The 11017-nt window shown below is 69.4% G+C and carries 10 protein-coding genes; 6 read left to right on the top strand and 4 right to left on the bottom strand.

Annotated elements, in window-relative coordinates; genetic code table 11:
* Positions 1-15: 15 nt before the first annotated feature.
* The 3 genes from JAV51_RS07095 to JAV51_RS07085 are packed head-to-tail and all read left to right on the top strand — an operon-like array spanning position 16 to position 1083.
* Positions 16-270: an acyl carrier protein gene (locus JAV51_RS07095; protein WP_197319851.1), complete on the top strand. Its 255-nt coding sequence runs from the start codon at positions 16-18 to the stop codon at positions 268-270.
* Between the two features lies 1 nt (position 271).
* A complete protein-coding gene (locus tag JAV51_RS07090; RefSeq protein ID WP_197319850.1) occupies positions 272-760 on the top strand; it encodes an SRPBCC family protein in 489 nt (162 codons plus the stop codon).
* The gene (locus JAV51_RS07085; protein ID WP_197319849.1) at positions 757-1083 is read left to right on the top strand and encodes a TcmI family type II polyketide cyclase; all 327 of its coding nucleotides are present in this window, start codon (positions 757-759) and stop codon (positions 1081-1083) included. The genes JAV51_RS07090 and JAV51_RS07085 overlap by 4 nt, the downstream gene beginning before the upstream one ends.
* Before the next feature lie 105 nt (positions 1084-1188).
* On the opposite strand, the gene JAV51_RS07080 is transcribed toward JAV51_RS07085, so the two are convergent.
* Positions 1189-1734: an NAD(P)H-dependent oxidoreductase gene (locus tag JAV51_RS07080; RefSeq protein WP_197319848.1), complete on the bottom strand. Its 546-nt coding sequence runs from the start codon at positions 1732-1734 to the stop codon at positions 1189-1191.
* Between the two features lie 149 nt (positions 1735-1883).
* On the opposite strand from JAV51_RS07080, the gene JAV51_RS07075 reads away from it, so the two are divergent.
* Positions 1884-2525, top strand: coding sequence for a TetR/AcrR family transcriptional regulator (locus JAV51_RS07075; RefSeq protein WP_374058988.1), 642 nt, complete (start codon positions 1884-1886; stop codon positions 2523-2525).
* A 12-nt stretch (positions 2526-2537) separates the two neighbouring features.
* Here the strand turns inward: JAV51_RS07075 and rraA are convergent, their stop codons facing one another.
* Positions 2538-3062, bottom strand: coding sequence for a ribonuclease E activity regulator RraA (gene rraA / locus JAV51_RS07070; RefSeq protein WP_231641567.1), 525 nt, complete (start codon positions 3060-3062; stop codon positions 2538-2540).
* Positions 3063-3255: 193 nt separating this feature from the next.
* Here rraA and JAV51_RS07065 point away from each other — a divergent pair, with 193 nt between their 5' ends.
* Complete coding sequence (locus JAV51_RS07065; RefSeq protein ID WP_197319846.1) at positions 3256-4155, top strand: DMT family transporter; 900 nt, start codon at positions 3256-3258, stop codon at positions 4153-4155.
* A complete protein-coding gene (locus JAV51_RS07060; protein WP_197319845.1) occupies positions 4118-5293 on the top strand; it encodes a glycosyltransferase in 1176 nt (391 codons plus the stop codon). The genes JAV51_RS07065 and JAV51_RS07060 overlap by 38 nt, the downstream gene beginning before the upstream one ends.
* Before the next feature lie 108 nt (positions 5294-5401).
* Here the strand turns inward: JAV51_RS07060 and JAV51_RS07055 are convergent, their stop codons facing one another.
* Together JAV51_RS07055 and JAV51_RS07050 are read right to left on the bottom strand one after the other, a co-directional pair.
* Positions 5402-6007, bottom strand: a complete 606-nt coding sequence (locus JAV51_RS07055; protein ID WP_197319844.1) for a YbaB/EbfC family nucleoid-associated protein — start codon at positions 6005-6007, stop codon at positions 5402-5404.
* A 94-nt stretch (positions 6008-6101) separates the two neighbouring features.
* Complete coding sequence (locus JAV51_RS07050) at positions 6102-10928, bottom strand: DUF6531 domain-containing protein (protein WP_197319843.1); 4827 nt, start codon at positions 10926-10928, stop codon at positions 6102-6104.
* Positions 10929-11017 lie beyond the last annotated feature (89 nt).

Below are 11017 nucleotides of genomic sequence, written 5' to 3'. Positions count from 1 at the left end.
GAAAGGAGACGGCGCATGAGTGGTCTGGACCTGACGATGGACGAGCTGTGCGAGTTGCTGTCGTCCAGTAGTGGCGTGCCCATCGCGCCCGCGGACCTCGAAGCGGCGGCGACGTTCGACGACCTCGGACTCGACTCGCTCGCCCTGCTCGGCGTGATCACCGCGATCGAGCGCAACCGCGGCGTGACCCTGCCCGCGGAAGCCCAGGAGGTCCGCTCGGTGCGGGAGTTCCTCGGCATCCTCAACGACACTCTGCGAAAGGCGGCCTGACATGCCCGGACACACCGAGAACGAGATCGTCGTCCGTGCCCCGATGGATTTGGTCTGGACCAGGACGAACGACGTCGCCGACTGGCCGAACCTGTTCACCGAGTACGCCGCGGCCGAGGTCCTGGAGGACACCGGCGATCGGGTCCGCTTCCGCCTGACCATGCACCCGGACGAGGAGGGCCGGGTCTGGTCGTGGGTGTCGGAGCGGGAGATCGACCCCGTGAACCGGACGGTGCTGGCTCGCCGGGTCGAGACCGGACCGTTCGAGTACATGCGGATCCGCTGGACCTACCACGAGGTCGAGGACGGCGTGCTGATGCGCTGGACGCAGGACTTCGCCATGAAGCCCGACGCGCCGGTGGACGACGCGGCCATGACCGAGCGCATCAACACCAACACGCCGATCCAGATGAACGCCATCAAACGGGTGCTGGAGGCGGAGGCCGCCGCGTTGCCCGCCACCGGAACCCCGGCGGAGGAGCCGTCATGAGCCGGACTCTGATCGTCGCGCGAATGGCCGAGGCGGACAAGGACGCGGTCGCGGCGTTGTTCGCAGCCTCGGACGCGGGGTCGTTGCCCCATCGGGTCGGGGTGCGAGCGCGAACGCTCTTCCACTACCACGGCCTGTACTTCCACCTCATCGAGTCGGACGACGAGGTCGACGACCGGATCGAGGCGGTGCGCGACGATCGGGAGTTCCGCGACCTCAGTGCCGCGCTCGACGATTACATCACCGCCTACGACCCGGAGACGTGGCGTTCACCTCGGGACGCGATGGCGACGGCGTTCTACCACTGGCGGCGCGACACCTGAGCCCCCCGACGCCGCCACGCCGCGGGTACGGGGCCGGTTGGGTCCGGTCCCGTACCACGCGGTGTTTTCGCTCGCCCGAGTGAGGTCGGGCGGGCGAGTCGACGGTCAGCACTCGGCGGCGAGCCGCGAGAGCGCCTTGGTCAACCCCTCGACGACCTCGGTGTCGGCCTTGGGGTGCGTCTCGGCGAACCGGGTGTGGGAGAACGGGACGGCGAGCAGGAGCTCGTCGACCACGTTCGCGCCCGCGACGCGCGCGGCCTTGCGCGCCTCTTCCTGCGCCCACACGCCGCCGTACCGCCCGAACGCGGTGCCCGCGACGACTGCGGGCTTGCCCTTGAGCGCGCCCGCGCCGTAGGGGCGGGAGATCCAGTCGATGGCGTTCTTCAACACGGCCGGCATGGTCCCGTTGTATTCGGGGGTGAGCAGCAGCACCGCGTCGGCGGCGAGCGTCGCCTGCCGAAGGCGCTGGGCCTGCTCCGGAGCGCCCGTCTCGGTGTCGAGGTCCTCGTTGTAGAACGGCAGCTCGCCGAGTCCATCGTGGATCTCGACGGTCACGCCCTCGGGGGCGTGTGCGGCAGCCGCCTCGGCGAACTGACGGTTGTGCGAGCCCGCGCGCAGGCTGCCGACGAGAGTGAGAACACGGATGGTCATGGAGACGCTCCTGATCAAGGCTGGTGTCGGACACACGGTGAGGCCACCGGGTCCACGGCCCTTCGCAAAAGCGGACCGTGGTCCGTTTCTTGTGTAGCAGTGCGGACGGACGATGGTCAACGCGACGTGGCCCGGGTTACGCTGCATTCGTGTCCGCTTCACCCTCACCGCGTAACGCCGCGCCCGACTCGGAGGGGTCGGTGCTCTCCCCACCGCTGTTGCACGAGCACGGACGGCAACGTGCCGACGCGGTGCGCAACCGGGCGAGGGTGCTCGACGCGGCGATGCGTGTCGCGGCCCGCGACGGGGCGAGCAACCTGACGATGGACGCCGTCGCGACCGAGGCGTCCGTCGGCAAGGGAACGGTGTTCCGGCACTTCGGCGACCGCACCGGTCTTCTCACAGCCCTGCTCGACCGTGCCGAACGCACGTTGCAGGAGGGATTCCTCAGCGGGCCGCCGCCGCTCGGCCCCGGAGCGGAGCCCCGGCAGCGACTGATCGCCTTCGGCTCAGCGGTGCTGCACCACGAACAACAGCACCGCGACCTTTACGTCGCCGCGGTCACCGATCCCCACCGGAAGTTCTCGGTGCCCGCGCAGCGGGTACGCCACACGCACGTGACCATGCTCGTCCGGCGGCTCGACCCGAACGCCGACCAGGACCTGCTCGCCCACACGCTGCTGGGCTTCCTCGACACGGCGTTGGTCAACCACCTGCTCGGCGCGCCCGGTATCGACCTCTTCCGGCTCGAACGCGGGTGGTCCGACCTCGTCACCCGCCTCTTCCCCTGACGGTGGGGTCCGTCAGTCGAGGGGAAGCAGGACGACGCCGTCGTCGTCGGCGTGCAGGACGTCGCCCGGGAAGAAGGTGACCCCGCCGAACCCGACGGGAACGTCCACCGCGCCGCGACCCGCCTTGGAGCTCTTGCGCGGATTGGTGCCCAAGGCCTTCACACCCAGCGGTAGCTCGGCCAGCGCCGCGCTGTCGCGGACGGCGCCGTTGATGATCAACCCGGCCCAGCCGTTCTCGACGGCCGACGCGGCGATCAGGTCACCGGTGAGTGCCGTGTGCAGGGAACCGCCCCCGTCCACCACGAGCACCGCCCCGTCGCCCGGCGTGCGCAGCAGCTCGCGGACCAGTCCGTTGTCCTCGTGACACGACACCGTGCGAACCGGGCCGCAGAACGCGCGGCGGCCACCGAACTGCCGGAACTGCGTGTCACACACCCGGAGCCGGTCCCCGTACTCGTCCACGAGGTCGGCGGTGGGCTGAGGGGTTCGCTGGGTCACCGTGGAGCCTTTCGTCAAGCGTGTCGACCGTGGGCACATCGTGCCCCAGAGGTGCCCACGTGACCGAGAGGAAAGGCGCCCGCGCGTGACCAAGCTCTCGGCCGGGATCGGACGTTCGGGCATATCGGTCGTCGAGGCGGGTATTCGGCTCGACGTGAGAGGGCGTGCGAGGTGACCAGTCCTACGCGCGCCCCGTTCGCGCGGTCCGCCCACCGTGGGGAGCGGCGCTGACGTGCTCGTGGTCGCGGTGGTGCTGGCCGTGGTCGGGGCGCTGTTCATCGCGCTCGGCTCGGCGCTGCAGGAACAGGTCGTCGTCGGCATGCGCTTCCTCGGCGGCCGGGGTGTGCGATGGCTGCTGAGGCTCGTGCGCCAACCTCGGTGGCTGTTCGGGGCCGCGTGTGCCGGACTGGGGGTGGGCCTGCACGTGCTCGCCCTGAGTCGGGGACCGGTCAGCATCATCCAACCGGTGGGGACCACCGGACTGCTGTTCGCGCTCGGCGTCAAGGCGGTGCTGGAGCGCCGTCGACTGGGCCGCGCCGAGACGCTCGGCGGGACCGCCGTCGTGCTGGGCCTGGCCGGGTTGCTGTTCGCCCTGCCCCACGACACGAAGGCGCCGAACCTCACCACGCCGACCGCGACGTTGCTCGCGGGCATCACCCTGCTGGCGTCCGGTCTTGCGGTGACCGTCGCGTGGGCGGTGTCCTCCCGCAGCGCTCGCGCCGCAGCCCTGGCGTTCGCCGCGGGTACCACCTTCGGGGTCGCGTCCGCGTTGGTCAGCGTCATCGGTCACCGGATGCTCTCCGACCTCACGGCGATCGCGAGCTGGCCCACTCTTCTGGTGGTCGTGCTGCTCTCGACCGGGGGACTGGCCCAGCAGCACGCGTACCGTATGCGGCGCTTCGCGCTCGCATTCGCCATGCTGGAAATCGCGGACCCCGTTTCGGCGGCGACGGTCGGCGTGCTGGTGCTGGGCGAGCCCCTGCCGAGCACGCCCCCGGCCGCTGCCTGGATGGGACTCTCGGCCGTCGGCATCGTCGTCGGCGTCGTCGTGCTCGCCCGCTCGTATCTCGGACCGGCCCCTGGACACAGTGATCATGCGCGTGTTGATAGCGACCGACACCTATCCCCCTGACGTCAGCGGGAGCTCGTTCTTCGCGCACCGACTGGCCACCGGGCTGGCCGGTCGGGGACACGACGTCCACGTGGTCTGCGCGTCCGAGACCGGTCCCCGGGCCGTCGTGAGGGAGTCGCGGCTGTGCCTGCACCGCCTGCGTTCGCTGCCGCTGCTCGTGCATCCCCGTGTGCGGTTCGTCCCGCCGCCCGGTGTTCCGGCGGTCGTGCGCAGACTCGTGGAGTCGGTGCGCCCGGACGTTCTGCACACCCAGGATCACTTCACCATCGGTCGGGCAGCGGTGCGGGCCGCGAGGCGCCACCGCATTCCGGTCGTCGCGACCAACCACTTCATGCCCGACAACCTCCTGCCGTACTTGCCCCGTCGGCTGCACCGACCGGTGGCCGAGGTGGCGTGGCGGGACTTCCGAAGGATCTACGACCAGGCCCACCACGTGACGACACCGACGCCCACGGCGGCGAACCTGCTCGCCGCGCACGGGTTCGGGGGAGAGGTGGAACCCGTCTCGTGCGGCGTCGACACCATCCGGTTCTCCCCGTCGTCGGAACCGCCCACGACTCACCGGGAGCGACTCGGCCTGCCCGACCTGCCCGCCGTCGTCTACGTCGGCAGGCTCGATGCGGAGAAGCGGCTCGACGACTTGATCAGGGCCGTCGCGACGCTGCCGGAGGGGCACGCGCAGCTCGTGCTCGTGGGCACCGGGACCCGCCGCGCCGACCTCGAACGGCTGGCCGAGCGCGAGCAGGTCGCACACCGGGTGCGGTTCCTGGGTTTCGTGCCGGACGAGCAACTCCCGTCGGTGTACCGGGCGGGCGACGTGTTCGCGATCCCTGGTGTGGCGGAGCTGCAGAGCATCGCGACGTTGGAGGCGATGGCGAGCGGGCTGCCGGTGGTCGCGGCCAACGCCGTGGCCCTGCCCCACCTCGTGTCGCCCGGCGACAACGGCTGTCTCGTCGAACCCGGGGACGTTCCCGGGCTGGCTGCCGCGTTGGCCGAGGTCCTGCGTTCGCCGGAGCGGCGGCGTCGGATGGGGCGGCGAAGCCGGGCGATGGCGGAACACCACGACGAGCAACGCACGCTCGCGCGGTTCGAGGAGATCTACCGGGACGTCATGCGGGACCTCGCCCGACGAGGGTGACATGTGCGAGTGCGTGACGTCGGCCTGACCCAACCCTTGCCGACGTCCCCGGACACCGCACAGCCGGGAATGCCACGGCCCGCCGCGACCGTGGCACTCCGAACGGGTTCACCAGGGGTTGTTGTCGGCTTCGTCCGGATCGACGCCGCCTGCCTGTCGAGGTGAGTCCGGCTTACGCCGCGTGGGCGGGGGCGGTGTGCTCCCGGCGGGCCCGGAGGCCGCCGGTGGCGTCGCGCTCGGCGGCGGAGGCGGGGTGGGTGTCGGCGGAGTCGGCGGAGTCGGGGGCGTCGGTGGCGCGGCGGGACCGTCGTCGGGATCCTCCGGGTCGAACCGAGCGCTGAGCGCTCCCAACATCGCGGAGCGGGTCTCCCGGTCCTCGTCCCCGAGCACCTCGTCCATCACCTCGGCGACCCGCTGGGTGATGCCCGCCTGCGCCTGCCGCATCGTCGCGAGCACCATGCGAGCCAGCTCCTCGGGCGCGGTGGTGCGAATCCGGTTGCTGAATGCCAGATCGGACACCACGCCATCGGCGCCGACCGTGACCCGCACCGTGCCGTCCGGACTCGTGGCCGACAGACTCAGCTGCTCGGTCCGCTCCTGCACCGTCGCGTAGCGCTCGGCCTTGCGAGCGAATCCGGCCGCCCAGTCGTTCACCTTCCGGATCGCCTCGTCCGGATTCCTCATCGCCTCGCCGAGTCCCCCGGCACCGGTCACGGTTGGTTCCTCCTTGCTGGTGGGTTGTCGGTTCCCTACTCACCGGGTGTCGCGGTGGGGGATCGCGTTCGACCTGCCGACCGCTTCGCTGGAGTCATTTCGGCCGATTCTGCCACTCTGTCAACGATTCGTGAGAGCCGCTCGGCTTCGCCAGCGCGAAGAACCGATTGATGACCGTGTCGACATCATCCTGGGTGTAGTCGCCAGGCCTTTCTTCGATGTTCTTGAACTGGTTCCGGATGTACTTCCATTCCTCGAACTCCTGGCGCGTGCCACCAGGCCAGTCGAAGTCGGCTGAGAACTCCACGTCCTTGAGCATTGTGTTCCGCTCGTTCGTGTCCGTGACTCCGTCGACGGCTTGCATGATCGGCTTGGCGAACTCGTCGCGAATGCTCTTCTGATATCCGGAACTCTTCTCGAAGGCCTCGCTCGGTTTCATCGGCGGTTCCATCTCGCGGATCCGGTTCCCGTTCTGGTCGAGGGCGTAGTTTCCGTGTTGGTCCTTGACGAAGTTCCCCGTGGGATGCCTCCCGTCGATTCGCTCTTGGATGATGCCCATGTTCTTGACGGTAAGACCGATCGACGAGTTCGGAGCGCCCGAACCGAGGGGAAGATTGTTGGTGTTGTTGTTCATGCTTTCGACGCGATGCACGTATTTGTCCAGCATGGCCGCGTGCTGTGGGTGGCTCGGCGGATAGTGGGTGTTGACCCACTTCTTCATGCTGTCGCGGATCGTCTGGAACGAGATGACGTGGCGGGCGTGAACCTTGCTTCCGGCGTAGTCGGGATTGTTCGTCTTCTCGTCCTTGATGTGCTTCAACGTGTCCTTGTTGAAGTCTCCCCGATCCCACGGACTCGTCTGCTTCTGCTTCTTCGAGGACGACGTGGTCGTGTTGCCGCTGTTGTTGCGCTTCCGCTTGTTGCTCGGCTGGGTCGGGGTGTTCGCGCTGCCCCCGGCGTTGTTCGCGTTGTGCTGGGCGGGGGCGCCCGTGGGGGGCGCTGGATTGGTGCTGTTCGACGGGTTCGTCGAGCACCTCATCAGACCCAGTGCGTCGAACTCGAAGAACGGGTCCGTGACGTAGGCGGTGGGGTTCGACCCGGCCGCCATACCCAAGGGGTCTTGACTGAGGTATCGCGCGGTGACCGGGTCGTAGTACCGGAACACGTTGTAGTGCAGGCCGGACTCGTCGTCGGCGTACTGGCCGGGGAAGCGCAGCGGAATGGAGGTCGGCGAGGTGGGCGAGGCAGAGACCCGGCCCCACACCGACCGTCGCCCGGCCCATGCGAGCGCACCGGTCTCGTCCACCAGCTCGGTCGGGGTGCCGAGGGAATCGGTGACCACGGAGTGGAACCGTTGCCCGTCCGGGCCGTGTTCCAGCTGAGTCACCGGGGTTCGGTCGGTGGGGAGGCGTTCCCACGTCGTGCTTCGGGTCACGCCGTGCTCGTCGAGGTGGATCTGCTCGATCAAGGTCGTGCCGTCCCACACGAAGCGAGTGGATTCGGCCACGGAGCCGTCCGATGCCAGCCGTTCCTTGGCGATGCGTCGTCCCAGCGGGTCGTAGCGGTAGCGCCACCGGCGGCCGTCCGGTGTGCGGAGCCCGGTGAGCAGGTCGCCGGTCCAGGAGTACTCCCAGACGCGCTCGCCGTCGGGCGTGGCCTCGCGGTAGCGAATGCGGCGGCCTGAGGCGTCGTAGTCGAGTGCCAGGCCCGGACTGCTGGACCAGGCCACGAGATTGTCTGCCGGGTCGTACCGGAACGCGTCGCGGCCGTCGGTGAGGACGCGTCCGGCGGCGTCGCGGGTCAACGTGAGGACAGCGACGTCGTCACGGAGTGCGGCGAGTCTTCCGTCGGCCTGGTATTCGTAGGCGCGACGTTGCAAAGGGACGTCGCCGGTCGAGAGCAGCTGTTCGGCGACATGCTCGCCGATGCCGAACGATTGGCTCAGCACGGTGCGCCCGTCCGTGATCCGCCGGACGACACGGCCGTCGGCGTCGCGTTGATAGTGCACGTCGTGTCCCTCGACGCGGAGCGCCACCGGTCGTTGTGACTCGTCGAAGAACCACTCGCTCTCCACGCCGGAGGGAGTGCGCCGACGAATGGTGTTCCGCTCGGCGTCATAGGCGAAGGTGACGGCGAGGCCGTCGACCACCTCACGCACGACACGGCCGTCGGCGTCACGCTCGAACTCCACCACGGAGTCCTCCGACGTCACCCGGACGACATCTCCGGCGGGGTCGTAGTCGTAGCGGGTGGTGCCGTGTGGCGTGCGTACCTCGACGAGGTTGCCCAGCAGGTCGTACCGGTAGTCGAGGACCTCGCCATCGGGTCGAGTGGTCCGGACCAGTTGGCCTGCCGGGTCGTGTTCGAAGCTCCAGACGCGGCCGTCGAAGTCGGTTTGGCCTGTGAGCCGACCCGCGGCGTCGTAGCGGTAGCTCCAGACCCGGCCGAGAGGGTCCGTGACCGACACCAGTTGCAGTTCCGTGTCGTAGCGGTACTCGGTGCGGGCTCCGGTGGGATCGATCTCGGCGGTGAGCAGGTCGAAGGGGCCGTACTCGCGTCTGGTGACGCGCCCGAGTTCGTCGACGTGTTCGATCTCGTTGCCCTCGCCGTCGTAGCGCCACGTCGCACGGCTTCGATTCGGGCCGATCTGCAGTGCGCGTGCTCCGTCGACCGTCCAGCCGAGCAGGACGCGGCCCCCTCCAGGAACCGGGAGTGAGCGAGGCCTGCCGAACTGGTCGCGATCGTCGGTGACCGGGGAGGGCTCGAAAGCGGGGGGTGCCGAGAGATCGAGCGCGGTGGCGACGCCGATCGGTTCGTCGACGGGGTCGGGGGCGGACTCGGTGAAGTGCCGCGTCCAGGCTCGGTCGTTCTCGACGACGGTGAACGAGGTGAGCGTGTCGGCGTCGTGGTCGAGCGAGACGACGCTGCCGTCCGGCCGGGTGATCGACACCGGAAGTCCGTCCGCGCCGTAGGCGTAGCGGGTCACGCGGCCGAGCGGGTCGGTGCGGGCGATCAACTGGTTGGCGTGGTTCCACTCGAAGGCGGTCACGTTGCCCAGTGGGTCGGTCTCGCGCACGGTCTGATGGGCCTCGTTGAGCTCGTAGACCGTGGTATTGCCGAGGGAGTCGGTGTGTGTCGTGACGCGCCGCTCGGGGTCGTAGGTGAAGACGCTGTCGAGGAACCCGTCGGTGCCCACGGTGCGAACGCACCGGCCGGCCGAGTCGTACACGTAGCGGTACCAGACGCCGTTGCGGTCCTGCCAACCCGTGATGCGCCCTTGAGAGTCGTAGTCGAACCGCATCGGGACGCCCGAGGAGTTCACGACCGCGGTCAACTGTCGGCGGTCGTCGTAGCCGTAGCGCATGACGACGACGTCGGGCACGTCGCCGGAGCCGAGGACGGACAGCTCGGTGACTCGGGAGTCCTCCACCCGGAAGCCCAGCCGGACGCCGTTGGAGTGGGTGAGCACCGTGGGCGCTCCCGACTCGTCGTAGGCGAGTTCGCTGCGCTCGCCGTCGGCACCTTCCACGGCGCGCAGGGGCAGGACGTCGCCCGAGCCCGCGAACCGGAGGGTGCGGCCGGCGGGGCGCTGTTCGAGCGTCCAGTCGCCGTCATCGTGGCGGGACAGCGGCCACTGCGGGCCTGTTTTCGGGAACACCGAGCCCGGGGCGGACGGCACGGGATACGTCAGGATCATCCCGTCGGGCGCGAAGTAGCGGACCGTCCGGTCGTGCAGCTCCAACCGCTGGTCCAGTGTGGACGACCAGGAGGGACCGAACCAGCGGCCCTCGCGGTAGGACGAGACGTGGGTGCGTTCGAAGGCCGGGTGCGTCAGGTGGGGCAGGGTGAGGTCGATCTGCGTCACGACGACCTCGCCGGTGGCGACGTCCACCGGGTCGCCCACGCAGTTGCGGTCCTTGGCCGGGACGGTGTCGTTGCGACCGCCCCGCGTGGTGCTCGGCGTGGTGTCGCCGGAGCGTGGCCGTCCGGCAGGGGGAGTCGACGAGCCGGATGTCGTGGTGGTGCTGTCGGTCGTGGGCTCGGACCTGGGTGGCGGGTCGGTCTTCGGGGCCCCACCGCCGGAACCGCCGCGGTCGCCGTTCGTCCCGCTGAAGCCGCTCGGCGTGGTGTTGCCGCCTTCGACCGAGCGCGTGGCGCCGGGGTCGCCCGACTTGATCTTCTTCAGCTTCGAGGTGGCTTCCTGGAACTTGCTGCCCAGCTTGGCCAGCAGCGGGCCGAGCTTGCTCATGGCCTCGACCAGCTTGGTGACCAGGTCGCTGATCTGGCTCGCGACCTTCGCGACCGTCCTGGTGACCTGAGGGACGACCCAGCTCAGGCCGATGCCCAAGGTGGCCACGACCTGGAGTGCCCAACTGACGAGGCGGCCGACGACTTCGGCAATGATGTCGCGCACCAGTGTCCGCACCGCCGCCACCACCTCGCCGGCGGTCGCGATGCCACTGCTCGCTCCCTCGGCCGCGGACTGTGCCGCCTGGATCAGGGTGGCGGTGTCTGCGCCGCGCTGCCGGTAGGTGTCGGCGGCCGGGCCGGTCCAGGTCGTGGTGTCCTCCTCGACGGCCTGGAGCAGGTCGCTGCTGATCGACGCGAGTTCCCCGGCGACGTTCGACCACGTCTCCGAGTGCGCTCTGATCTGATCCGGGTCGCCGGTCAACGCGTCGAGGGCGTCGGACAGTGGTCCCACGTGTTCGAGCAGCCAGCCCACGCCCGAGGACAGGATGGTGCCGATGGGGTCCATCACCGCGCCGAGCATGTCGAGCCCGGCTCCGATGACGCCCATGACGCCCGCGGCCCAGTCGCCGCTCTCGATCGCTTGCTTGGTGTCGAACACCGATTCCAGCAACGGGATGCCGGAGTATGCCTCGGTCGAGTCCTGGGTCTCGGCGATCAATGGGTTGTTCACCGGCCGGTCCCTCCCTCAGGGTGGGTCGAGCGTGTCAGCGGAACCGGTCGTCGCCAGGGCGACCGGTGGAACAGTGGAGTCGGCCGGGT

It is taken from the genome of Saccharomonospora sp. NB11 (assembly GCF_015910535.1).
GTDB lineage: Bacteria > Actinomycetota > Actinomycetes > Mycobacteriales > Pseudonocardiaceae > Saccharomonospora.
This window is presented reverse-complemented; position numbering and strand designations above follow the sequence as displayed.